The sequence below is a fragment of the Streptomyces sp. NPDC018026 genome, from assembly GCF_044327745.1.
Lineage (GTDB): Bacteria > Actinomycetota > Actinomycetes > Streptomycetales > Streptomycetaceae > Streptomyces > Streptomyces rubrogriseus.
Genome location: NZ_JBIRFY010000012.1, coordinates 123,976 through 147,593, shown reverse-complemented (window position 1 = coordinate 147,593; position 23,618 = coordinate 123,976). Strand labels below are relative to the sequence as shown.

22 protein-coding genes and 1 tRNA gene are annotated in these 23,618 nt (G+C 72.1%); 8 read left to right on the top strand and 15 right to left on the bottom strand.

Annotated elements, in window-relative coordinates; all coding sequences use genetic code 11:
- Positions 1-3: 3 nt before the first annotated feature.
- On the bottom strand, positions 4-459 hold the full coding sequence (locus tag ACH4D3_RS30835; protein ID WP_398328790.1) for a GNAT family N-acetyltransferase: 456 nt from the start codon (positions 457-459) through the stop codon (positions 4-6).
- A 189-nt stretch (positions 460-648) separates the two neighbouring features.
- Here ACH4D3_RS30835 and ACH4D3_RS30830 point away from each other — a divergent pair, with 189 nt between their 5' ends.
- On the top strand, positions 649-1,428 hold the full coding sequence (locus ACH4D3_RS30830; RefSeq protein ID WP_398328787.1) for a LuxR C-terminal-related transcriptional regulator: 780 nt from the start codon (positions 649-651) through the stop codon (positions 1,426-1,428).
- Here the strand turns inward: ACH4D3_RS30830 and tamR are convergent.
- The gene (gene tamR / locus ACH4D3_RS30825) at positions 1,387-1,884 is read right to left on the bottom strand and encodes a MarR family transcriptional regulator TamR (protein ID WP_356859267.1); all 498 of its coding nucleotides are present in this window, start codon (positions 1,882-1,884) and stop codon (positions 1,387-1,389) included. The genes ACH4D3_RS30830 and tamR overlap by 42 nt on opposite strands.
- A 164-nt stretch (positions 1,885-2,048) precedes the next feature.
- Here tamR and ACH4D3_RS30820 point away from each other — a divergent pair, with 164 nt between their 5' ends.
- Positions 2,049-2,873, top strand: coding sequence for a trans-aconitate 2-methyltransferase (locus tag ACH4D3_RS30820; protein WP_398328784.1), 825 nt, complete (start codon positions 2,049-2,051; stop codon positions 2,871-2,873).
- Entirely contained in the window at positions 2,870-3,247 is a 378-nt protein-coding gene (locus tag ACH4D3_RS30815; RefSeq protein WP_398328781.1) for a VOC family protein, read from the top strand. Before ACH4D3_RS30820 ends, ACH4D3_RS30815 begins: the two co-directional genes overlap by 4 nt.
- A 12-nt stretch (positions 3,248-3,259) precedes the next feature.
- Here ACH4D3_RS30815 and ACH4D3_RS30810 read toward each other — a convergent pair whose 3' ends face one another.
- The 3 genes from ACH4D3_RS30810 to ACH4D3_RS30800 are packed head-to-tail and all read right to left on the bottom strand — an operon-like array spanning position 3,260 to position 6,170.
- Positions 3,260-4,432, bottom strand: coding sequence for a CaiB/BaiF CoA transferase family protein (locus ACH4D3_RS30810; protein WP_398328778.1), 1,173 nt, complete (start codon positions 4,430-4,432; stop codon positions 3,260-3,262).
- 53 nt (positions 4,433-4,485) lie between these two features.
- Positions 4,486-5,163, bottom strand: a complete 678-nt coding sequence (locus ACH4D3_RS30805) for a TetR/AcrR family transcriptional regulator (protein WP_061444296.1) — start codon at positions 5,161-5,163, stop codon at positions 4,486-4,488.
- Positions 5,160-6,170, bottom strand: coding sequence for an acyl-CoA desaturase (locus tag ACH4D3_RS30800; RefSeq protein ID WP_398328775.1), 1,011 nt, complete (start codon positions 6,168-6,170; stop codon positions 5,160-5,162). The genes ACH4D3_RS30805 and ACH4D3_RS30800 overlap by 4 nt, the downstream gene beginning before the upstream one ends.
- A 305-nt stretch (positions 6,171-6,475) precedes the next feature.
- Here ACH4D3_RS30800 and ppc point away from each other — a divergent pair, with 305 nt between their 5' ends.
- Positions 6,476-9,211, top strand: a complete 2,736-nt coding sequence (ppc, locus tag ACH4D3_RS30795) for a phosphoenolpyruvate carboxylase (RefSeq protein ID WP_398328773.1) — start codon at positions 6,476-6,478, stop codon at positions 9,209-9,211.
- Positions 9,212-9,358: 147 nt separating this feature from the next.
- Here the strand turns inward: ppc and ACH4D3_RS30790 are convergent, their stop codons facing one another.
- Both ACH4D3_RS30790 and ACH4D3_RS30785 read right to left on the bottom strand, forming a co-directional pair.
- Positions 9,359-11,710, bottom strand: a complete 2,352-nt coding sequence (locus ACH4D3_RS30790; protein ID WP_398328770.1) for an FtsX-like permease family protein — start codon at positions 11,708-11,710, stop codon at positions 9,359-9,361.
- Positions 11,707-12,396, bottom strand: a complete 690-nt coding sequence (locus ACH4D3_RS30785; protein ID WP_398328767.1) for an ABC transporter ATP-binding protein — start codon at positions 12,394-12,396, stop codon at positions 11,707-11,709. The genes ACH4D3_RS30790 and ACH4D3_RS30785 overlap by 4 nt, the downstream gene beginning before the upstream one ends.
- A 207-nt stretch (positions 12,397-12,603) precedes the next feature.
- Here ACH4D3_RS30785 and ACH4D3_RS30780 point away from each other — a divergent pair, with 207 nt between their 5' ends.
- On the top strand, positions 12,604-14,019 hold the full coding sequence (locus ACH4D3_RS30780; protein ID WP_398328764.1) for a sensor histidine kinase: 1,416 nt from the start codon (positions 12,604-12,606) through the stop codon (positions 14,017-14,019).
- Entirely contained in the window at positions 14,016-14,684 is a 669-nt protein-coding gene (locus tag ACH4D3_RS30775) for a response regulator (RefSeq protein WP_398328761.1), read from the top strand. The genes ACH4D3_RS30780 and ACH4D3_RS30775 overlap by 4 nt, the downstream gene beginning before the upstream one ends.
- Positions 14,685-14,749: 65 nt before the next feature.
- On the opposite strand, the gene ACH4D3_RS30770 is transcribed toward ACH4D3_RS30775, so the two are convergent.
- From ACH4D3_RS30770 to ACH4D3_RS30745, 6 genes are all read right to left on the bottom strand, one after another.
- Positions 14,750-15,256, bottom strand: a complete 507-nt coding sequence (locus ACH4D3_RS30770; RefSeq protein ID WP_398328759.1) for a hypothetical protein — start codon at positions 15,254-15,256, stop codon at positions 14,750-14,752.
- Positions 15,257-15,308: 52 nt separating this feature from the next.
- Complete coding sequence (pth, locus tag ACH4D3_RS30765; protein ID WP_398328756.1) at positions 15,309-15,911, bottom strand: aminoacyl-tRNA hydrolase; 603 nt, start codon at positions 15,909-15,911, stop codon at positions 15,309-15,311.
- A 105-nt stretch (positions 15,912-16,016) separates the two neighbouring features.
- Positions 16,017-16,613, bottom strand: coding sequence for a 50S ribosomal protein L25/general stress protein Ctc (locus ACH4D3_RS30760; protein WP_109034680.1), 597 nt, complete (start codon positions 16,611-16,613; stop codon positions 16,017-16,019).
- Between the two features lie 226 nt (positions 16,614-16,839).
- Positions 16,840-17,814, bottom strand: a complete 975-nt coding sequence (locus ACH4D3_RS30755; RefSeq protein ID WP_115742529.1) for a ribose-phosphate diphosphokinase — start codon at positions 17,812-17,814, stop codon at positions 16,840-16,842.
- A 131-nt stretch (positions 17,815-17,945) separates the two neighbouring features.
- Entirely contained in the window at positions 17,946-19,394 is a 1,449-nt protein-coding gene (gene glmU, locus ACH4D3_RS30750; protein ID WP_398328752.1) for a bifunctional UDP-N-acetylglucosamine diphosphorylase/glucosamine-1-phosphate N-acetyltransferase GlmU, read from the bottom strand.
- Between the two features lie 119 nt (positions 19,395-19,513).
- Positions 19,514-19,589: transfer RNA gene (locus ACH4D3_RS30745), tRNA-Gln, on the bottom strand.
- Positions 19,590-19,839: 250 nt separating this feature from the next.
- On the opposite strand from ACH4D3_RS30745, the gene ACH4D3_RS30740 reads away from it, so the two are divergent.
- Positions 19,840-21,159, top strand: a complete 1,320-nt coding sequence (locus ACH4D3_RS30740) for a sensor histidine kinase (protein WP_398328749.1) — start codon at positions 19,840-19,842, stop codon at positions 21,157-21,159.
- A gap of 25 nt (positions 21,160-21,184) precedes the next feature.
- On the opposite strand, the gene ACH4D3_RS30735 is transcribed toward ACH4D3_RS30740, so the two are convergent.
- Positions 21,185-21,682 (bottom strand): SUKH-3 domain-containing protein, encoded by a 498-nt coding sequence (locus tag ACH4D3_RS30735; protein WP_398328746.1) that lies wholly within the window; start codon positions 21,680-21,682, stop codon positions 21,185-21,187.
- A gap of 89 nt (positions 21,683-21,771) precedes the next feature.
- Positions 21,772-22,302, bottom strand: a complete 531-nt coding sequence (locus ACH4D3_RS30730; RefSeq protein ID WP_003975696.1) for a YwqJ-related putative deaminase — start codon at positions 22,300-22,302, stop codon at positions 21,772-21,774.
- Between the two features lie 293 nt (positions 22,303-22,595).
- On the opposite strand from ACH4D3_RS30730, the gene ACH4D3_RS30725 reads away from it, so the two are divergent.
- Complete coding sequence (locus ACH4D3_RS30725) at positions 22,596-23,612, top strand: SMI1/KNR4 family protein (RefSeq protein ID WP_398328743.1); 1,017 nt, start codon at positions 22,596-22,598, stop codon at positions 23,610-23,612.
- Positions 23,613-23,618 lie beyond the last annotated feature (6 nt).

The window sequence follows — 23,618 nt, the reverse complement described above, 5'->3', positions numbered from 1 at the left end:
CGGTCAGCCGAGCTGCTTCACCAGCGTGTACTCCGTGATCCCCGGCGGGTAGTCGGGGATCACGCACATGACGTCGTAGCCGCGTTTCGTGTAGAAGCCCGGGGCCTGGAAGTCCCAGGTCTCCACCCGGGCCGCGGCGCAGCCGCGTTCGGCGCGGGCGGTGCGTTCCGCCTCGTCGAGGAGGGCGGAGCCGAGGCCCGCGCCGCGGTGGCCGCCGTCCACCCACAGGTACGTCACGTGGAGCCAGGTCGCCCAGGTGTGCCCGACCAGGCCGCCGGCCAGGTCGCCGGCCCGGTCCAGGACCCAGACGTGCAGCGGGAATTCGCGTTCGTGAGGGGTTCCGCGCAGGGAACGCAGGACGGAGGAGGCCGCTGTGTTCGTCTCCCGCAGGCGGGTGCGCAGCAGATCGCGCCGTTCCTTGTCGACTTCTGTCACAAGACGAAACATGCGGCTCACCATAAACGTGCCGCGGAGTCAGTTCTGCAAAGAGCCTTCCCCTCCCGGCGCCCGCCCGTACTCTGATGAGCAGCACCGGTGGGGGCCGGTGCCGTTCACCGTCGTGCCCGTGCCGGTGCCGGTGCCGTCGTTCGAGGACGGACAGACGATGGGTATCCCCTGCTCCTCGCGGAGCTCGGGGGAGGGGGTTTCGTGGTTCGTATCCGAGTCCTGGTCGTCGACGACCATCGCATCTTCGCCGAGTCGCTCGCGGCCGCCCTGGCCGCCGAGCCCGACGTCGACGTCTCCGCGGCCGGCAGCGGTCCGGCCGCACTGCGCTGCCTGGAGCGGGCCGCGTCCGAGGGGCGGCGGTTCGACGTGCTGCTCGTCGACGCCGACCTGGGCGGCCAGGTGCCCGGCGTCCGGCCCGCCGTGCCCGTGCGGGACGGCAACGAGGACGGGCTGGTGGACGGGATCTCGCTGGTCGCCGGGGTGCGCTCGGGCCAGCCGGGAGTACGGACCGTCGTCCTCGCCGAGAAGGACGACCCGCGGCGGGCGGCCCTCGCGCTGGGGGCGGGAGCCTCGGGGTGGGTGGCCAAGGACTGCTCCCTGTCGCGGCTGCTCAGCGTCATCCGGGGCGTCCTGCGCGACGAGACGCATCTGCCGCCCGCCCTGCTCACCGGCGTCCTGCGCGAGCTGACCGCCGCCCGCAAGCACCGCACCGAGAGCGAGCTGCTGGTGGAGTCGCTGACCCCGCGCGAGCGCGAGGTGCTGCGCTGCATGGTCGCCGGGCTGGGCCGCAAGGCGGTCGCGGAGCGGCTGTACCTGTCCCCGCACACGGTCCGCACCCACATGCAGAACGTCCTGGGCAAGCTGGGCGTCCACTCCACGCTGGCCGCCGTGGCGCTGGCCCGCAGGGCGGGGGTGGGGCCGGCGGATCTGGACGGGCCCTCAGCCGGGGATGTTGTCGAACGGGGCGGTCAGCTGGCGTAGCAGGGCCGCCAGTTCGGTGCGCTGGGCGCGGGAGAGTTCGCCCAGGATCGCGCGCTCCTGGGCCAGCAGGCCCGCCAGCGACTGGTCGGCGCGGTCCCGGCCCTCGTCGGTGAGCCGGACCAGGACGCCGCGCCGGTCGCTGGGGTCGGGCAGGCGCTCCACCAGGCCCTTCTTGGCGAGGCGGTCGATCCGGTTGGTCATCGTGCCCGAGGTGACCAGGGTCTGGGTGAGGAGCTGGCCCGGTGAGAGCTGATACGGGGTGCCCGCGCGGCGCAGCGCCGTCAGCACGTCGAACTCCCACGGCTCCAGCTGGTGTTCGGAGAAGGCCAGCCGGCGCGCGCGGTCCAGGTGCCGGGCCAGCCTGCTGACGCGGCTCAGTACCTCGAGCGGTTCCACGTCGAGGTCCGGGCGCTCCCGGCGCCATGCTGCGACCAGCCGATCGACCTCGTCCTCCATGACGATCAGTGTAGTGGTTGTGTCGACGTGAAGTCTCTTGATGTCGATTCTCTCGGTTGGCGACTGTCTTGGCATTGACTGTCTTGATGTCGATTGTCTTGACGTCGAGATAGTTTGGGGTGACGCTGGGTACCCGTCCCGCACGGACACCCTCTGGAGGCTCCATGCCCGCCACCGCCCCCACCTGGGACCCCGCCCAGTACCTGCGCCACGCCGGCCACCGCGCCCGCCCCTTCACCGACCTCCTCGCCCGGATCCCGGACCTCCCCGGGGACCCGCCGCGCATCGCCGACCTCGGCTGCGGCCCCGGCAACGTCACCGTGCTGCTCGCCGACCGCTGGCCCACCGCCCGCATCACCGGCTACGACAACTCGCCCCGGATGCTCGAACGCGCCCGGCAGTACGCCGGCCCCACCCCCGGCGGCGGCCACCTCGACTTCGCCCCCGCCGACGCCCGCTCCTGGACCCCCGACGAGCCCTGCGACCTCCTCGTCAGCAACGCCACCCTCCAGTGGGTCCCCGGCCACGCCGACCTCTTGCCCGGCTGGATCGACCGACTCGCCCCCGGCGGCACCCTCGCCCTCCAGGTGCCCGGCAACTTCGACGCCCCCAGCCACCGCCTGATGCGCGAGCTGGCGGGCTCCCGGCGCTGGCGGGACCGCCTCGACGGCGTCCTGCGCCACGACGACGCCGTCCTCACCCCCCGGGGCTACCTGGCCCACCTGACCGCCGCCGGCTGCACCGCCGACGTGTGGGAGACGACGTACGTCCACCTGCTGCCCGGCGACGACGCCGTCCTCGACTGGGTGAAGGGAACGGGGCTGCGGCCCGTACTGGACGCCCTCGACGACGACCCGGCCGCCCGTGACGCCTTCGTCGAGGAGTACCGGGCCGTCCTGCGCGCCGCCTACCCCGCCGAGGCGCACGGCACGCCCTTCCCCTTCCGCCGCGTCTTCGCCGTCGCCCACAAGCCCGCGGGGACGGCATGATCACCGGCCTCGACCACGTGCAGCTCGCCGTGCCGCCCGGCGCCGAGGAGCCGCTGCGCGCCTTCTACACCGGCGTCCTCGGCATGACCGAGGTCCCCAAGCCGCCCGTGCTCGCCGCACACGGCGGCTGCTGGTTCCGGGCCGGCACCGTCCACCTCCACCTGGGCGTCGAGCCGGCCGGCTTCCGGCCCGCCCGCAAGGCCCACCCCGGGCTGCGGGTCACCGGGATCGACGCGTACGCCGCCCGCCTGGAGGCCCACGGCACGCCCGTCACCTGGGACCACGACCTCCCCGGCCACCGGCGCTTCTACTGCGCCGATCCCGTCGGCAACCGGCTGGAGTTCCTGGAACCGGACGGACCCGCCCGCCCCTGACCCGGACCGGGCTCACACCACGCCGTCCGCGGCGAGCGCGTCGATGTCCTCCTCCGACAGCCCGAGGCCGCCGAGTACGGCGCGGGTGTGCTCGCCCAGCGCCGGGACCGCCTCCATGCGGGGCGCGTCCCCGGTCGGTCCCGGCGGTGCCAGTGCCGGAACCGGACCGGCCGGGGTGGGCACCTCGTGCAGGCGTCCGCGCGCGGCCAGCTGCGGGTGGTCCCACACCTCGGCGAGCGTGTTCACCCGCGCGTTGGCGACCGGCACCGCGTCGAGCAGCTCGACCGCCTCGGCGGCGGTCAGCTCCGCGAACCGGGCCGCGATCAGCCCGCCCAGCTCCTCCCGGTGCGCGTCGCGGTCCGCGTTGGTGGCGTAGTGCGGATGCCCGGCCAGCTCCGGACGGTCCAGGAAGCCCGCGCAGAAGCCCTGCCACTCCCGCTCGTTCTGCACCGCCGTCATCACGACCTTCCCGTCGCCCGCCGTGAACGGGCCGTACGGATAGATCGTCGCGTGCGAGGCGCCCGCCCGCGGCGGCGGGCCGCCCTCGAAGGCGTAGTAGAGGGGAAAGCCCAGCCACTCCGCGGTGGCCTCCAGCATCGACACGTCCAGATGCGTGCCCCGTCCCGTCCGGCCGCGTTCGAGGAGCGCGCCGAGGACCGAGCTGTACGCGTACATGCCGGCGGCGATGTCCGACACGGGGATGCCCGCCTTGGCCATGCCGTCCGGCGTGCCCGTGACCGACAGCAGCCCCGCCTCGGACTGCACCAGCAGGTCGTACGCCTTGCGGTCCGCGTAGGGGCCCGGCGCGCCGTAGCCGGAGATGTCGCACACGATCAGCTCCGGATGCGCGGCGCGCAGCTCCCGCGCGCCCAGTCCGGCGCGGGCGGCCGCGCCCGGCGCCAGGTTCTGCAGGAAGACGTCCGCGTCCGCGATCAGCCTGCGCAGCAGGTCCAGGCCGCGCGGATCCTTGAAGTCCAGGGTGAGGGACTCCTTGTTGCGGTTGGCCCACACGAAGTGCGAGCTCAGACCCCGCACCCGGGTGTCGTACGCCCGCGCGAAGTCCCCCGTCCCCGGGCGCTCCACCTTGATCACCCGGGCGCCGAGGTCGGCGAGCTGACGGCTGGCGTAGGGAGCGGCGATCGCCTGCTCCAGCGCGACGACGGTGACTCCGCGCAGCGGTCGCATGCCCTCAGTCCTCCGTCCTCCGCCGTCCGCCCTCGTCTCTCGGCCCTCGGCTCTCAGCTCTTGCGGTGCCCTATAAGGCGCGGCTTCGGCTCCAGTCCGTCCAGGCCGTGCCACGCCAGGTTCACCAGGTGCGCCGCCACCTCCGCCTTCTTCGGGCGGCGCACGTCCAGCCACCACTGGCCGGTCAGCGCCACCATGCCGACCAGCGCCTGCGCGTACAGCGGGGCCAGCTTGGCGTCGAAGCCGCGGCTCTTGAACTCGCGGCCCAGGATGTCCTCCACCTGGGTGGCGATGTCCGAGATGAGCGAGGCGAAGGTACCCGTCGACTGCGGGATGGGGGAGTCGCGGACCAGGATGCGGAAGCCGTCGGTGTACTCCTCGATGTAGTCCAGGAGCGCGAAGGCGGCCTGCTCGCACAGCTCACGCGGGTGGCCTGCGGTCAGCGAGCCGGTCACCATGTCGAGCAGCCGCCGCATCTCGCGGTCCACGACCACCGCGTACAGGCCCTCCTTGCCGCCGAAGTGTTCGTAGACCACCGGCTTGGAGACCCCGGCCTTCGCCGCGATCTCCTCCACGGACGTGCCCTCGAAACCCTTCGCCGCGAAGAGGGTGCGGCCGATCTCCAGCAACTGCTGGCGGCGCTCGGCACCGGTCATCCGGGTGCGACGCGCTCGCCGCGGCTTCTCGTTGCTTGGGGTGCTGCTGGAGTCGGTCGCCACGGCGTCAATCATGCCGCCTTCGCGGTCTCCTTCCGGCGGCGGGCGCCGTCTTGATCCGTGTTGCGGCGCGAATCGATACGCGAGCGTGACGGCCAGCGCACGTCGTACGCCCACCCCAGCCGCTCGAACCAGCGGATCAGGCGGGCGGACGAGTCGAGCTGCCCGCGCATCACGCCGTGCCGAGCCGAGGTCGGGTCCGCGTGGTGCAGGTTGTGCCAGGACTCGCCGCAGGACAGGATCGCCAGCCACCACACGTTGCCGGATCGGTCCCGGGACTTGAAGGGGCGCTTGCCCACGGCGTGGCAGATCGAGTTGATCGACCAGGTCACGTGGTGCAGCAGCGCCACCCGCACGAGTGAACCCCAGAAGAACCCGGTGAACGCGCCCCACCAGGACATCGTGACCAGCCCGCCGATCAGCGCGGGCAGCGCAAGGGACACGACGGTCCACAGGACGAACTGGCGGGAGACCGCCCGCAGCGCTGGGTCCTTGATCAGGTCCGGCGCGTACTTCTCCTGCGGCGTCTGCTCCTCGTCGAACATCCAGGCGATGTGGGCCCACCACAGGCCCTTCATCAGGGCGGGCACCGTCTCGCCGTACCGCCACGGCGAATGCGGGTCGCCCTCGTCGTCGGAGAACTTGTGGTGCTTGCGGTGGTCGGCCACCCAGCGGACCAGCGGCCCCTCGACCGCCATCGAGCCCGCGACCGCCAGCGCGATCTTCAACGGCCGCTTCGCCTTGAAGGAACCGTGGGTGAAGTGGCGGTGGAAGCCGATGGTGATGCCGTGGCAGCCCAGGAAGTAGAAGAAGACCAGCAGCCCCAGGTCCAGCCAGCTCACGCCCCAGCCCCACGCCAGTGGCACCGCCGCCACCAGCGCGAGGAACGGAAGGGTGATGAACAGCAGCAGCGTGATCTGCTCGATCGACCGCTTCTGCTCACCGCCCAGCGTGGCGGAGGGCGCCGCGGCGTCGCCGGCGGGCTGCGGAGCGTCTGGGATCACATCGGAACTCGTGGTCATGCGCGTCCCCTGTGGGATCGAGGGTGGGGTCGTGTGGTGTGGCGGGTGCCGGGTCGAGGGAACCGTGCACGGTTTTCCTACGGTTCCGTAACCTACGGCGACGTAAGTATGGCAGTGCGTAGCCGCGCGGCAAGAGCCCCAGAGCCTGCGCGTCCTGGTCGACACCTATCCTGGGGGTCGGTCGGACAGCGCGGTCCGCTCTGATTACTTCCCGGACGTCCGGCCCGGTAAGCGGCGCCCGCCGCGCGAGACGGCCGTCCGGGTTCCCTCCCAGACGAGCTTCAACACTGCAAGGAGCCGCACCTGTGAGCAGTGCCGACGACCAGACCACCACGACGACCAGCAGCGAGCTGCGCGCCGACATCCGCCGCCTGGGTGATCTCCTCGGGGAGACCCTGGTCCGGCAGGAGGGCCCCGAGCTGCTGGAACTCGTCGAGAAGGTACGCCGACTCACCCGAGAGGACGGCGAGGCCGCCGCCGAACTGCTGCGCGGCACCGAACTGGAGACCGCCGCCAAGCTCGTCCGCGCCTTCTCCACCTACTTCCACCTCGCCAACGTCACCGAGCAGGTCCACCGCGGCCGCGAGCTGGGCGCCAAGCGCGCCGCCGAGGGCGGACTCCTCGCCCGTACGGCCGACCGGCTGAAGGACGCCGACCCCGAGCACCTGCGCGAGACCGTCCGCCACCTCAACGTGCGCCCCGTCTTCACGGCGCACCCCACCGAGGCCGCCCGCCGTTCCGTCCTGAACAAGCTGCGCCGTATCGCGGCCCTCCTGGACACCCCGGTCAACGAGTCGGACCGGCGCCGCCTGGACACCCGCCTCGCCGAGAACATCGACCTGGTCTGGCAGACCGACGAGCTGCGGGTGGTACGCCCCGAGCCCGCCGACGAGGCCCGCAACGCCATCTACTACCTCGACGAGCTGCACGCGGGCGCCGTCGGCGACGTGCTGGAGGACCTGACGGCGGAGCTGGAGCGGGCCGGCGTCAAGCTCCCCGACGACACCCGCCCGCTCACCTTCGGCACCTGGATCGGCGGCGACCGCGACGGCAACCCCAACGTCACCCCCCAGGTGACCTGGGACGTCCTCATCCTCCAGCACGAGCACGGCATCAACGACGCCCTGGAGATGATCGACGAGCTGCGCGGCTTCCTGTCCAACTCCATCCGGTACGCCGGTGCCACCGAGGAACTGCTGGCCTCGCTCCAGGCCGACCTGGAGCGGCTCCCCGAGATCAGCCCCCGATACAAGCGGCTGAACGCCGAGGAGCCCTACCGGCTCAAGGCCACCTGCATCCGCCAGAAGCTGGAGAACACCAAGCAGCGCCTCGCCAAGGGCACCCCCCACGAGGACGGCCGCGACTACCTGGGCACCGCCCAGCTCATCGACGACCTGCGCATCGTCCAGACCTCGCTGCGCGAACACCGCGGCGGCCTCTTCGCCGACGGGCGCCTCGCCCGCACCATCCGCACCCTGGCCGCCTTCGGCCTCCAGCTCGCCACCATGGACGTCCGCGAGCACGCCGACGCCCACCACCACGCCCTCGGCCAGCTCTTCGACCGGCTCGGCGAGGAGTCCTGGCGCTACGCCGACATGCCCCGCGAGTACCGCACCAAGCTCCTCGCCAAGGAGCTGCGCTCGCGCAGGCCGCTGGCCCCCAGCCCGGCGCCCGTCGACGCGCCGGGCGAGAAGACCCTCGGCGTCTTCCAGACCGTCCGCCGCGCCCTGGAGGTCTTCGGCCCCGAGGTCATCGAGTCCTACATCATCTCCATGTGCCAGGGCGCCGACGACGTCTTCGCCGCGGCGGTGCTGGCCCGCGAGGCCGGGCTGATCGACCTGCACGCGGGCTGGGCGAAGATCGGCATCGTGCCGCTCCTGGAGACCACCGACGAGCTGAAGGCCGCCGACACCATCCTGGAGGACCTGCTCGCCGACCCCTCCTACCGGCGCCTGGTCGCGCTGCGCGGCGACGTCCAGGAGGTCATGCTCGGCTACTCCGACTCCTCCAAGTTCGGCGGCATCACCACCAGCCAGTGGGAGATCCACCGCGCCCAGCGCCGGCTGCGCGACGTCGCCCACCGCTACGGCGTGCGGCTGCGCCTCTTCCACGGCCGCGGCGGCACCGTCGGCCGCGGCGGCGGCCCCACCCACGACGCGATCCTCGCCCAGCCCTGGGGCACCCTGGAGGGCGAGATCAAGGTCACCGAGCAGGGCGAGGTCATCTCCGACAAGTACCTCATCCCGGCGCTCGCCCGGGAGAACCTGGAGCTGACCGTCGCGGCCACCCTCCAGGCCTCCGCCCTGCACACCGCGCCCCGCCAGTCCGACGAGGCGCTGGCCCGCTGGGACGCCGCGATGGACGTCGTCTCCGACGCCGCCCACACCGCCTACCGGCACCTGGTCGAGGACCCCGACCTGCCGACGTACTTCCTGGCCTCCACGCCGGTGGACCAGCTCGCCGACCTGCACCTGGGCTCGCGGCCCTCCCGCCGCCCCGGCTCGGGCGTCTCGCTCGACGGACTGCGCGCCATCCCGTGGGTGTTCGGCTGGACCCAGTCCCGGCAGATCGTCCCCGGCTGGTACGGCGTCGGCTCCGGCCTCAAGGCCCTGCGCGAGGCCGGCCTGGACACCGTCCTGGACGAGATGCACCAGCAGTGGCACTTCTTCCGCAACTTCATCTCCAACGTCGAGATGACCCTCGCCAAGACCGACCTGCGCATCGCCCAGCACTACGTCGACACCCTCGTCCCGGACGAGCTCAAGCACGTCTTCGACACCATCAAGGCCGAGCACGAGCTCACCGTCGCCGAGGTCCTGCGCGTCACCGGCGAGAGCGAACTGCTGGACGCCGACCCGGTCCTCAAGCAGACCTTCACCATCCGCGACGCCTACCTCGACCCCATCTCCTACCTCCAGGTCGCCCTCCTCGGCCGCCAGCGCGAGGCCGCCGCCGCGAACGAGGACCCGGACCCGCTCCTCGCCCGAGCCCTCCTCCTCACCGTCAACGGTGTGGCAGCGGGCCTGCGCAACACGGGCTGACCCGGCAGCCGCCTGCCGGGTACTTGCCTGCCGGACTGCCCCTGCCGACGCGTGAAGTCGCCGTCGACAGGGGCAGTGGCGGTGACGGTGGCAGGGGCAGGGGCAGGGGCAGGGGCATCGCCCGGCTCGCAGGAGGAGCCCGCCCGCTCACTCCGCCCGCAGCGCCCTCCCCGTGTCCGTCTTCGCCGCCCAGCCCGCGGGCAGCAGGGCCCCGACCACCGCTATCACCACACCCGCCAGCGCCAGCAGGACCAGCTGCACCGGGCTGTACGCGTCCATGACCGCTGGAGGAATGCTCGCCCCCACCGCGTCGCCCATCGCCGGCATGACGTAGTGGTGCAGGGCGACACCCAGGGGCACGCCGACGGCCCCCGCCAGGACGCCGATCACACTCACCTGGGTCAGGACCTGTGCCACCGTCTGCCGCGGTGACATGCCCAGCGCCTTGAAGACGCCCAGGTCGCGCACCCGGTCCCGGGTGTCCAGGACCACCGTGTTGAGCACACCGAGGCAGGCCACCGCGACCAGCATCAGCGTCAGCATCGCGATCAGCGACTGCATCGCGGTGATCACGCTCGACTCGCTCGGCCTGCCGAGCGCCGCCTGCGCGCCCAGCGACGCGAGGTCCTCGTCCAGCCGCTTCACGTACGTGGCGGCGTCCGTGCCCGCGGCCACGTCGATGTCGTACTCCGGTGCCCTGTAGTCCGCGCCCAGCGACGCGAGGGACGACGCGGCCGTCCGTACCTTCATGCCGTCCTCGCCCAGGTCGAAGACCTCACCGACGATGGTCAGCCGGACCGTGCGGCCCTTCTCCGACAGCGTCACCGTGTCGCCGACCCCCTTGCCCGTCGACCGCAGGAAGCGCGACGCCGCGACCGCCTCGCCGTCCGACCGGAACCAACGGCCGCTCACCATCGTGTACTTGGCCTCGGAGAAGGCCCCGCCGTACGCCACCACCGGCACGGCGTCCTTCAGCCCGGCGACGCGCAGTTCGGTCTCCGCCCGACGGTAGTACGACCCGGTGCCGTCGGCGGCCGCTATCGCCGCCGCCACCTTCGCCGGGTCGGCGGGCTTCGGCGGCCCCGGCCTGCGCTCGCCCGGGGGCGGCGGGCCCTGCAGCATGCGCGTCGTCCGCACCACGGCCTCGCCCCCGCCCTGGTCGGGCTCGCCCTCGCGCTGGACGGCGAACAGCGTGGTGGCCAGGCCGACGGCGAAGACCACCGCCAGCGTCCCGAACGCCACCGCGCCCGCCGTCGTCGCCGACCGTGCCGGGCGGGCGAACGGCCCCGCCAGCCCCAGCGTCACCGGGCGTGGCAGCGGCAGCCCGCCCAGCAACCGCCGTACCCCGCGGCCCCGCGCCGACTCCACCGCCCGGCCGACGCCCAGCACCGACGCGGTGCGCAGCCGCGCCGCGCGCACCGCCGGGCCGAGGGCGGTCAGCCCCACCAGCGCCAGCGCGCCGGTCGCAACGACCACGCCGACCCACGCCGGGATCAGCAGCGTGCCGGTCCGGTACGCGTCGGAGACCTCCGCCATCAGCGGTACGGACAACGCGTAGCCCAGCACCACACCGAGCGCCGCGCCGAACGCCGCCGGGATCAGCGCCTGGGCCACGTAGGCCCGGCACACCTGCGACGGAGTGAAGCCCAGGGACTTCAGGATGCCGATCCGCCGGGTGGCCGCACCCACCGCACCGCTCACCACCACGCCGACCACCAGTACCGACAGGGCCAGGCCCAGCAGCGCGAAGGCGGTGACGAAGGGGATGAAGGCGGCCGTCGACTCCTCGGCGACCTGCTTGACGTCGAAGTAGGACTGGGTGCCGCCGACCGTGCCCTCGGGCGCGGCGGCCGCCACCGCCTTCCCGGCGGCCTCGACATCGGCCCGCGACGAGGCGTCGGTGAGGCGGTAGAGCATCTGGTACGAGGGCTCGGCGTCCAGCGCCGTCAGCTGGGCGGGAGTGACCCACGCACCCGCACTCTCCCCGACCGACTCCGCGACGCCGACGACCGTCAGCTCTACGTCACCGGCCTTCAGCGACTGCGTGCCGCCCGGGCCCCCGATCTCGGTGCCCTTCTCCAGCACGATCTCGCCGGGCCTCTTTGCCCAGCGCCCGTCGGTCAGCTCCACACCGTCGACCGCGGCGTCGGCCGACGCCCGTCCGACGACGGTGACGGGTGACTCGGCGAAGCCGGGCGTCATCCCGTCGGCCGGCACCAGCCGTGCGGCGGTCACCGGATACGGCCCGGCGGTGGCCGCCACACCGTCCACCGTCGCCGTCCTCTCGGCCTGTGCCGCCGTCGCCCCCTCGAACTCCACCGTCAGATGCGCCCCGTTCTGCCGGGAGAAGGCCTTGTCGAAGGGCGCCTGCGAGGCCACCAGCAGCCCCAGCGCCAGCACGGACGCCGCCACGGACAGCAGCGTCGTCAGCACCGTCACCGACGTCTGCACCCGCCTGCGGCCGACCCCCGACCGCACCACCCACCCCAGCGCGGTCACCGGACCACCGCCGTGACGTCGCCGGCGATCCGCCCGTCGACCAGCTCGATGGTCCGGGTGGCACACGATTCGGCGAGCGCCAGATCGTGCGTGACCAGGACGATCGTCTGCCCGTCGGCGTTGAGTTCCCGCAACAGCTCCCGGACCTCCGTCCCCGACGCGGTGTCCAGCGCGCCGGTCGGCTCGTCGGCGAGCAGCAGCGCCGGGCGGTTCATCAGCGCGCGGGCGACGGCGACGCGCTGGCGCTCGCCGCCGGAGAGACGCCCGGGGTAGGCGCGGGCGTGCCGGGCGATGCCCAGCTGGTCGAGGAGTTCGGCGGCCCGGGACGCCGCCCGGCCGCGCGCCGTCCCGGACAGCTGGGCGGGGAGCAGCACATTGTCGGTGACCGTCAGATCGTCCAGCAGATTGAAGAACTGGAACACCATGCCGATCCGCTTCCGCCGGTAGCGGGCGGAGGCGGTCTCGCCCAGCTCGTCGATCCGCCGCCCGTCGACGGTGACGGTCCCGGAGGTCGGCCGGTCCAGGCCCGCAATCAGGTTGAGCAGGGTGGACTTGCCGCTGCCGGACGGTCCGAGGACCGCCAGCGCCTCCCCCGCGCGCACCCGCAGCGTCAGCCCGTCGAGGGCCGGCGGTCCGTCGCCGTACGCCTTGCGCGCCTCGCGCACGTCGATCAGGGGATCGGTCATGGTTCCTCCAGGGTTCGGCGCCGGTGCTCCGCTGCTCCGGTGCTCTGGTCCGCCGGTGCGACGAAGCTAGGCGCGCGGGCCCCGGCGGCACCTCGGCCGCGGTGCGGAAAGTCCGTACCGTGTTCGGCGGAGGCGCGCCCGCGTACATCGCAGGGACGACCTCTGCGGGCGGATCCGCGGACGCCGGTGCCTTGGCACACTTGCCCGGTGACCCCGGACATCCACCGCCGCTCCGCCCGGCTGCGCGCCGCCGTGGCGCAGCGGCTGCCGTTCGCCCCGGCGCCGGAGGGCCTCCGGCAGACGCGCTGGGCGTGGGCGGCCGACGCGCTGCTGGCGCTGGTACTGGCGATCGGTGTGGTGAGCACCGACCTGGACCGGTCGTTCGTGGAGGTGCAGGACCGGCCGAACGCCGTCTGGCAGCAACCGGGCGACGTGCCCGCGCCGCCCCGCCCCGTCCCGCCCCCCGACCTGCCCCGGGCGGAAGGGGACTGCCCGCCGGAGGAGTCGGCACAGACCACCGGTCCGCAGGTCTGCGGGCCGGGCGGTATCCGGGTGAAACCCGCCCTGGAGCACAGCCTGCCGCCCGTTCAGTGGTGGGAGCTGGCCCTCGGCGTGCTCGCGGTCGCGCCCCTGGCGCTGCGCCGGCGTCGCCCGCTCGCGGTGCTGTGGGCGGTGCTCGCTGGAGTGGCCCTGTTCCACCTGGGCGCCGTCTCGGCCGAGGCCACCGCGGTCACCTTCGGGGCGGTGCTGATCGCCGCGTACAGCGCGGCCATGTACAGCCCGCACCGCAGGACCACGGCGACGAGCCTGCTGGCGGCCGTGGGACTGCTGTGGCAGAGCCGGCTGGTGCCGGACGTCAGCCGCAGCATGATCCCGCTGCTCGTCCTGGTACCGGTGGCACTGGCCGCCAACGCACTGCACGCCTGGCAGCAGCGGGTGCACCGGATGCAGCGGGAACAGGAGGCGGCGACACGTCTCGCGGTGGACCAGGAACGGCACCGGATCGCGCGCGAACTGCACGACGTGGTGACGCACAACGTGAGCATGATGACCATCCAGGCCGGTGCCGCGCGCAAGGTACTGGACGCCTCGCCCGCGCAGGCACGCGAGGCGATGCTGGCGGTGGAAGCGGCCGGGCGCTCGGCCATGACGGAGCTGCGCCAGGTGATGGGGCTGCTCACGACGGCCTCCGCCGGGCCCGATCCCGCGGATCCGGCCGAGAGCGCGGAGCTGGCACCGCAACCGGGCCTGGACCGGCTGGAGGACCTGGTGGCACGGGTCCGGGCCACGGGCACACCGGTGGTGGTCCGCACGGAGGGCGAGCCGCCGAACCTGCCGCCGGGCGTGGATCTGGCGGCGTACCGGGTGGTGCAGGAGGGACTGACGAACGCGGTGCGCCACGCCTCGGGGGCGGAGATCGCCGTGAAGGTCGAGTACGCCCCGAACGAACTGCGCATAGTCGTCGAGGACTCGGGCGGCGTCCCCCTGGTCGCGGAGGGCAACGGACGCGGCCTGATCGGGCTCCGCGAACGGCTGGCGGTCTACGGCGGTACGCTCCACACCGGCAAGCGCCCGCGCGGTGGCTACCGGATCCGCGCGGTCGTCCCCCTGGAGGTTCGGTGAACCAGACACCGCGGGTCGTCATCGTGGACGACCAGGCGCTGGTACGCACCGGCTTCCGGATGATCCTCACGGCCGACGGCATCGACGTGGTCGCGGAGGCGTCCGACGGCGAGGAGGCCGTCGCGGCGGTGCGCCGGACCCGGCCGGACGTGGTGCTGATGGACGTGCGGATGCCCGGTACCGACGGACTGGAGGCCACCCGGCGGATCCTCGCCGACCGTCCGCCCGCACCGCGGATCATCATCCTCACCACGTACGACCTCGACCAGTACGTGTACGCGGCGCTGTCGGCGGGCGCGAGCGGCTTCCTGCTCAAGGACGTCACGCCCGAGCATCTCGCGGCCGCGGTACGGCTCGTACGGTCCGGAGACGCGCTGCTGGCACCGACGATCACCCGCCGGCTGGTGGAGCGCTTCGCCACCGCGGGCAGCCGGGGGACGACACTGCACCGGGATCTGACGGCGCTCACGCCGCGGGAGCTGCAGGTCCTCGAAGCGATGGCGGGCGGCGACAGCAACGCGGAGCTCGCGGCGCGATTCCGGCTGAGCGAGGCGACGGTGAAGACACACGTCGCCCGGATCCTGTCGAAGCTCGGGCTGCGAGACCGCGCCCAGGCGGTGATCGCGGCGTACGAGACCGGGCTGATCACACCGGGCGGACGCTAGCGGCGGCCGCCCGTCCGGCGTCTCCACGCACTCCCGGGCCGTTCACACCCCCTGGCGCGAAAACCTCACACCGCGAAGAACGCCGCCGTCAGCAGCACTACCCCCGCCCCCGCCATCCCCCACGCGACCCGAGTGCGCCGCAGCCCACCCGCCACCACCACCGACGCCAACAACAACGCCCCGCCCAACGGCACCCACGCGTACAGCACTCCGGCCGGCCCCGACCGCACCACCTCGTCACCGCCGGGCTTCACCACCACCGAGTACGTCCGCCCCTTCGCCACGGCGACCGAGTCCTCGATGAAGACCCGCTCCCGCGGCTGCGACCCCGCCGACACCGGCGCGTACGGACCGCTGCACGAACCCTCGGTGCAGCGCGTCACCTCGACCGTGCCCCGCTCCCGCCCCTTGGTCAGCAGCACGTGCTGCGCGGTCCCCCAGGACGCCCACACCCCCGCGATCAGGATCAGCGCCGCCACCGTACCCATCGACGCGATCCGGCCGAACCGCAGAACTGCGGCCGGGGCCTGACGGGGACGGGCGGCGGCGGAGGCAGGCATGGCCGGGATCATTGGCCATGTCCGTGCGCCCGGTCAACTCGCCCGCGCACCATCGACCGACAAGTCAGGAGTTGTACGCGCTCTGCGCCCGCTCGAGCCCCTCGATCACCAGGGCCTCCACCGCGTCCGCCGCCCGGTCGACGAAGTAGTCCAGCTCCTTGCGCTCCGTCGACGAGAAGTCCCGCAGCACGAAATCCGCCACCGGCATCCGCCCCGGCGGCCGCCCGATCCCGAACCGCACCCGGTGGTAGTCCGGGCCCAGCGACTTCGTGATCGACTTCAGGCCGTTGTGGCCGTTGTCCCCGCCGCCCAGCTTCAGCCGCAGGACGCCGTAGTCGATGTCCAGCTCGTCGTGCACCGCCACGATGTTGCCGACCGGGACCTTGTAGAAGTCCCGCAGCGCCGTCACCGGCCCGCCCGACACGTTCATGAACGACATCGGCTTCGCCAGGATCACCCGCCGGCTCGCCGGCCCCGGCGGACCGATCCGCCCCTCCACCACCTGCGCCTGCGCCTTGCCGTGTCGCTTGAAGCGCGCCCCGATCCGCTCCGCCAGCAGGTCCGCCACCATGAAGCCGACGTTGTGCCGGTTCGAGGCGTACTCGGGGCCCGGATTGCCGAGGCCGGCCACCAGCCACGGAGCGCCCGCGTCTGTCGTCACGTCCATGTCTCCTTCGTGTCCCGCATATCCCTCGTACCCGTCCACACATACGCGTCGGCCGCTGCCCCGCACGGGAACAGCGGCCGACCACACGATGACCGTAGGGGAGGATCAGGCCTCCGCGGCCGCCTCGCCCTCGCCCTCACCCTCGGCCGGGGCCTCCTCCGCCTGCGCGGACAGGACCTGCAGCACCACGGTGTCGCCGTCCACGTCCAGCTTCACGCCGGACGGCAGCGCGATGTCCTTGGCGTGGATCGAGGCACCGGCCTCCAGACCCGCCACCGACACGGTGACCTGCTGCGGGATGTGCGTGGCCTCGGCCTCGACCGGCAGCGCGTCCAGGACGTACTCCAGCAGGAACCCGCCCGGGGCCAGCTCGCCCTCGGCCTGCACCGGGATCTCGACCGACACGGTCTCGCCGCGCTTCACCAGCTGCAGGTCGACGTGCTCCAGGAAGCCCTTGATCGGGTCACGCTGGACCGACTTCGGGATCGCCAGCTCGTTGGTCTTGCCGTCGATGTCCAGCGCGATCAGCACGTTCGACGTACGCAGCGCCATCAGCAGCTCGTGACCCGGCAGGGTCAGGTGCAGCGGGTCCGAACCGTGGCCGTACAGAACGCCGGGGACCTTGTTGTCCCGACGGATACGACGCGCGGCACCCTTGCCGAACTCGGTACGGGACTCGGCGGTGAGCTTCACCTCGGCCATGATCACTCCTCGTGGAATTCAGAAACGGACGTGGTCACCCGGCCACGAACGGCCTGCTACGAAGAGCGCGTCGATAACGGAGCGCCACACCCGCGAACACGGGTACGGCCTCCCTCGCCGAGCAACTTCAGCAGTCTACTCGGAGAGGAAGGCCGTACCCAAAACGATCAACAGGCGAGAACGGTGCTTGCGGAACGGCGCCTGCAGAACGGTTACTGCAGAATGCTCACTGCTCGTCGAACAGGCTCGTCACCGAACCGTCCTCGAACACCTCACGCACCGCACGCGCGATCGTCGGCGCGATCGACAGCACCGTGATCTTGTCCAGCTCCAGCTCGCTCGCCGACGGCAGCGTGTCCGTGAACACGAACTCGCTCACCTTCGAGTTCTTCAGCCGGTCCGCCGCCGGACCCGACAGCACACCGTGCGTCGCCGTCACGATGACGTCCTCCGCACCGTGCGCGAACAGCGCGTCCGCCGCCGCACAGATCGTGCCACCCGTGTCGATCATGTCGTCGACCAGGACGCAGATACGCCCCTTCACGTCACCCACGACCTCGTGCACCGTGACCTGATTCGCCACGTCCTTGTCACGCCGCTTGTGCACGATCGCCAGCGGCGCGCCCAGCCGGTCGCACCAGCGGTCCGCCACCCGCACCCGGCCCGCGTCCGGCGAGACCACCGTCAGCTTCGAACGGTCCACCTTCGCGCCCACGTAGTCCGCCAGCAGCGGCAGCGCGAACAGGTGGTCCACCGGACCGTCGAAGAAGCCCTGGATCTGATCCGTGTGCAGGTCCACCGTCAGAATCCGGTCCGCACCCGCGGTCTTCATCAGATCCGCGATCAGACGCGCCGAGATCGGTTCACGTCCACGGTGCTTCTTGTCCTGCCGCGCGTAACCGTAGAACGGCACGATGACCGTGATGGAGCGGGCCGACGCACGCTTCAGCGCGTCGATCATGATCAGCTGCTCCATGATCCACTTGTTGATCGGAGCCGTGTGGCTCTGGATCAGGAAGCAGTCCGCACCGCGCGCCGACTCCTGATAACGCACATAGATCTCACCGTTGGCGAAGTCGAAGGCCTTCGTCGGGACGACCCCGACCCCCAGCTGCTGGGCGACCTCCTCGGCAAGCTCGGGGTGTGCGCGGCCGGAGAAGAGCATCATCTTCTTCTCGCCGGTCGTCTTGATCCCGGTCACAGCACTTTCTCCTCAGAGGTTCGCAGCTGAGCTCATGGGCGCTCTCCCGACTGGCCGCGGGGGCGTCTCAGCTGGTGGGGTGCGGATGTGCACTTATCACGGTACGCCGTGTTCGACGCGCCGGTTTCCGGTCAGTCTTCGCCGCCCGCCTCGCGGGACACCGCCTCGGCCGCCTTCGCCGCCGCGCTCCCCGGACGCTTCCGGGCCACCCAACCCTCGATATTCCGCTGCTGGCCACGGGCCACGGCCAGCGAACCGGGCGGCACGTCCTTCGTGATCACCGAGCCGGCGGCGGTGTAGGCACCGTCCCCGACCGTGACAGGAGCCACAAACATGTTGTCCGAACCCGTACGGCAGTGCGAGCCGATCGTCGTGTGGTGTTTGTCCTGCCCGTCGTAGTTCACGAACACACTCGCGGCACCGATGTTCGTGAACTCGCCGATCGTCGCGTCACCCATGTACGACAGGTGCGGGACCTTGGTCCCCTCGCCGATCGACGCGTTCTTCGCCTCCACGAACGTACCGATCTTCGACTTCAGCCCGAGCCGGGTGCCCGGCCGCAGATACGCGTACGGACCCACGGATGCCTGCGGCCCCACATGGGCACCGTTGGCCACCGTGTTGTCCACCCGCGCCCCCGCCTCCACGTGCGTGTCCGTGAGCCGCGTGTTCGGCCCGACCTCGCACCCCTCGGCCAGATGCGTGGCGCCGTGCAGCTGCGTACCCGGGTGCACGACCACGTCCTGCTCGAACGTCACCGTCACGTCCACCCACGTCGTCGCCGGGTCCACCACCGTCACGCCGGCCAGCATCGCCCCGGTCAGCAGCCGGTCGTTCAGGATCCGACGCGCCTCCGCCAGCTGCACCCGGTTGTTGATCCCCGCGATCTCCCGGTGGTCCCCGGCCACCGACGCGCCCACCCGGTGCCCCGCCTCGCGCAGGATCCCGAGCACGTCCGTGAGGTACTCCTCGCCCTGGCTGTTGTCCGTCCGCACCTTGCCCAGCGCGTCCGCGAGCAGCTGCCCGTCGAAGGCGAAGACCCCCGAGTTGATCTCGCGGATCGCCCGCTGCGACTCCGAGGCGTCCTTGTGCTCCACGATCGCCGTGACGGCACCCGAGGCCCCGTCCCGCACGATCCGCCCGTAGCCCGTCGCGTCCGGTACCTCGGCCGTCAGCACGGTGACGGCGTTCCCGTCGGAGGTGTGCGTGGCCGCGAGCGCCCTGAGTGTCTCGCCGGTCAGCAGCGGAGTGTCACCGCAGACCACCACCACGACCCCGTCCACGGCACCGCCCAGCGCCTCCAGACCCATCCGCACGGCGTGCCCGGTGCCGTTCTGCTGCTCCTGCACGGCGGTGCGTACGCCGGGGGCGACCTCGGCGAGGTGCGCGGTGACCTTCTCGCGGGCGTGCCCCACGACGGCGACCAGGTTCTCGGGGTCCAGCTCACCGGAGGCGGCGAGCACGTGCCCCACGAGGGACCGGCCGCACAGCTCGTGCAGGACCTTGGGTGTGGCCGACTTCATACGGGTGCCCTCACCCGCTGCGAGAACGACGACGGCTGCCGGGCGAATGGCGCTCACGGGATGCCCTTCGGCTGTTGAGGAGGTGGGGACATCCGCAGGATACCGGGGCGGTTTGCGGCGGACATGAGCGCGGGCCCCGACAGGAATGCCAGGGCCCGCGACGAGGTCACGCGCAGTGGCTCCCCCGCAAGGATTCGAACCTTGTCCTGCTAGATCCAAAATCTAGTGTGCTGCCGGTTACACCACGGGGGAACGTGCGTCAGACCCTACCGGAGTCGTGTGACGGCGTCAGCGACGATTCCCGTCCACCAGCCTTCGATCCGGCGGTACGACTCGAAGGTCGCGTACCTGTTGTGTGAACGTGCCATGGGCATACCGTCCGGCCGGAATTCTCGGCTCCGGAGGTGAACGGCGTGGGGTTCACCAGTTCGAGGGATATCGCGTCGTATCGTTTGTCGAAAGTCACCGGAAAAGGGGCGCCCGGCGCCCGTAGGCTGGAGGCATGACCACGACGGGGGAAGACCACGTACCGGCCCGGGGTGGGCCTTGGTGGTGGGACAGGCGGCGCGGTGCGGTGCTCGATGTGAGCCTCGGTGTCGTGTCCGCGCTGGAGTGCGCGGCGGAGGGGATTCCGTTCGCGAGGGATGCCGGGATTCCGCCGGTGATGGGCGTTGTCTTCGGGCTGCTGGCCGGTTCGGTGCTGGTGGTGCGGCGGAAGTGGCCGATCGCGGTGGTGCTGGTGGCGCTCGCCATCACGCCGGCCGAGATGGGCTTCCTGATGGGCGTCGTCGGCCTGTACACGCTGGCGGCCTCGGAGTTGCCGCGGCGGATCATCGGGGCCCTGGCCGGGATGACGTTCCTGGGGACGCTGGTCGTCACGTTCGTGCGGCTGGGGCAGGACATGGCGCAGGACGGCCTGGACCTGGGGGACTGGTTCCTTCCGTTCGCGTCGATCGCGACCTCGCTGGGGATGACCGCGCCGCCGTTGCTGCTCGGCCTGTACGTGGGGCAGCGGCGCCGGCTGATGGAGAGCCTGCGGGAGCGGGCGGACAGTCTGGAGCGCGAGCTGCAGTTGCTGGCCGAGCGGGCCGAGGAGCGCGCGGAGTGGGCGCGCGGCGAGGAGCGCACGCGGATCGCGCGGGAGATGCACGACGTGGTCGCGCACCGGGTGAGTCTGATGGTGGTGCATGCGGCCGCGCTCCAGGCGGTGGCCCGGAAGGATCCGGAGAAGGCGGTGAAGAACGCGGCCCTGGTGGGGGACATGGGACGGCAGGCGCTGACGGAGCTGCGGGAGATGCTCGGGGTGCTGCGCAGTGGCGGGGACGGTGCGCGGGCCGAGCGGGCGTCGGTGCCGCTGGCCGCGGTGGGGGTGGCCGCCGCGGCGGCGGCGTCGCGGGCGGCGGAGGACGGGGAGCCGTCCTCGGAGGGGCCGTGCCTGTCGGAGCTGGACGAGTTGATCGGGCAGTCGGAGGCGGCCGGGATGGTCGTGAACCTGTCCGTGGAGGGGGCGGAGCGTTCGTATGCGGCGGAGGTGGAGTCGACGGCGTTCCGGGTCGTGCAGGAGGCGCTGACGAACGTGCACAAGCACGCGGCGGGTGCGAAGACGCATGTGCGGCTGGCGCACCGGGTGTCGGAGATCGCGATGCAGGTGGAGAACGAGCCGCCGCCGGAGGCCTCGGCGGCGTCGTCGGCGCGGTTGCCGTCGGGGGGCAATGGGCTGGTGGGGATGAAGGAGCGGGTGGCCGCGCTGGGGGGTGTGTTCGTGTCGGGGCCGACCGATGCCGGGGGTTTCCGGGTGTCGGCGGTGATTCCGGCGTCGTAGCCGTTCCGGTCGTCGGGTTCTCGCGTCAGCCGGTGGTGGAGAGGCGGGGCGGCTGGGTTCCGGCGACGAGGGTGGCGAGGGCGGTGTCGATGGTGGCGCCGAGGTACCAGTCGCCGGTGTGGTCGAGGGCGTAGACGCGGCCTTCGGCGTCGATGGCGACGAGGGCCTGGCTGTCGGTCTCGGTGCCGAGCGGGCAGGTCTGGGTGTCGAGGGCGCGGCCGAGGTCGCCGAGGGTGCGGGCCATGTGGAGGCCGTGCAGGGGGTCGAGGTGCAGGGTGGCGGGGGCGATCTGGCGGCCGGGCCCGGTGGGTGCGATGTGCAGGCCGCCGAATTCGGCCCAGGCCTCCACGGCGGCGGGGAAGACGGAGTGGCGGTGTCCCGCGGGTGAGCTGTGTTCGCGCAGGATGTCGGCCCAGATCTCGGCCTGTTTGATGTCCCAGCGCCCCGGCTGCCAGCCGGCGTCGCGCAGTGCGGCGTCGACGGGGACGGGGAAGCGGGTGGTGGAGGTGCGGTCGGCTTGCATCGGCCCTTGGTTCGTTTCGGTCGGCTGGTCGGCTGGTCGGCTGGTCGGCTGGTTCGGCTGGTTCGGCTCGATCTGCGCGATCTGCTCGGTCAGTCCTTCTCCGTCGCGGGGTCGACGACGCGGACGCCGAAGTGTGCGCTGAGGGCGGTGCAGGCGCGGCACGGTGCGGCGAAGGCGCCGTGGAGGGGGTCGCCGTCCTCGCGGATGCGGCGGGTGGTGAGCTTGGCGTGTTTGAGTGCCTTGCGGGCTTCGCCGTTGGTCATGGGTTTTCGTGCGGCGCGTTTGCTGCGGGCGGCGTCCGCGGTGGCCAGGTGCCGTGAGATGAGGATCGTCTCGGCGCAGCGGCCGGTGTAACGGTCTCGTTGGCCGCTGGTGAGGGTGTCGAGGAAGTCCTGCACGAGGTGGTGCAGGGCGGGCGGCGTGTCGGCGCGCGTCGCGGTGCCGGTGAGGGTGGTGCCGCGTACGGAGAGGGCGGCGGCGACGGTCGGGAGTATGCCGTCGCGGCGGTGCCGGAGGGTGGGGGTCTGGAGGGTGTCGGTGCTGCTCCAGCCGATGCGTGGGTCGCCGCCGCGGGGGTCGTCGGACCGCCCGGTGTCGGGTCCCGTCTGTGTCGCACTCATGATCGTCTTCCCCTCCTGAGCATCCCCCCGAAGGTCACAGAGTGCCAAATCCCGGGGCTGCTGCGGAAGCTGGGGCGGGGTGACACGCCCGGGTATGGGCGGTGTGTCACGGGAGGGTGACGTCTGGTCACGGAAGTGGAGGCCCGGCGTGCCGGGTGCGGGGTCCGGCGCCGGTGACCCCTCTCGTCGTACCGCATAGGCTGTCGGCACCGCGCTCGCACGCGGTGAATCCAGACAGTGCAGGCAGATCAGACGGATCTGGCAGCAGACAGACGCCGCAGGGGGCAACCGCCATGACGACAGGTCGGCTCGGGCAAGCAGCCGCGCCGCCGAACGCGGCCTACGCCGGGCAGGTCGTGCATTTCCCGGATCCGGTGCGTGCGGCCCGTCACCCGAGAGGGGTACGGGTGGACGCGGGTGGTTACCCCGAGTTCTCGCCGTACGCCCGTGCGGTCGCGGAGATCGCGGATCCGCCGGAGGGGTTCGGGGTCGACGAGTTGCGGCTCACGGACTACGTGTCGGCGAACGCGGCCCTGTCGGCCTCGGGGCACGAGCTGTGGGACACGGTGCCCGCGGTGGCGACGCCGCACGGCTGGACGTGGCACCACGTGGCCGGTTCGCGGCGCATGGAGCTGGTTCCGGTCGAGGTGAAGGCGCTGCTGCGGCACCACGGCGGGATCTCGACGGCGGTGGTGGACCAGGCCAAGCGCGGCACGCGGCCGTTGCAGGAGACGCGTCCCGTGCACTTCGGTCTGCCGAAGTCGGGTGTGGCCGTCACGGAGCAGCAGGTGCAGGGCGTCGAGGAGGACCTCGGGTACCGGCTGCCGGGCGCCTACCGGTCGTTCCTGAAGGCGGCGGGCGGCTGTGCGCCGGTGGGTACGGCGCTCGACGCGGAGCTGGGGCTGCTGGTGGACCAGCCGTTCTTCACGGTGCGTGAGGAGGCGGCGGTCAACGACCTGGTCTATGTGAACAAGTGTCTGCGGGACCATCTGACGAAGGACTACCTGGGCGTCGCCTTCGTCCAGGGTGGTCTGCTCGCGGTGAAGGTGAAGGGCGAGCGGATCGGTTCGGTGTGGTTCTGCGCCTACGACGACGTGCGGGACGTGGACCCGTCGTGGCCGCCGGCGGATCGTGTGGAGCGGCTGCTGCTGCCCTGCGGTGAGGACTTCGACGCGTTCCTGTCCCGGCTGGCGGGTTCCCCGCCGGAGCTGGAGACGGTGGCGAACCTGATGGTGGACGGCGGTTTCGCGCGTGCGGTGCCCGTGACGGCGGTGTCCCCGGCGTCTTCCGCGTCTTCGGTGGGGGAGTGAGCTGAC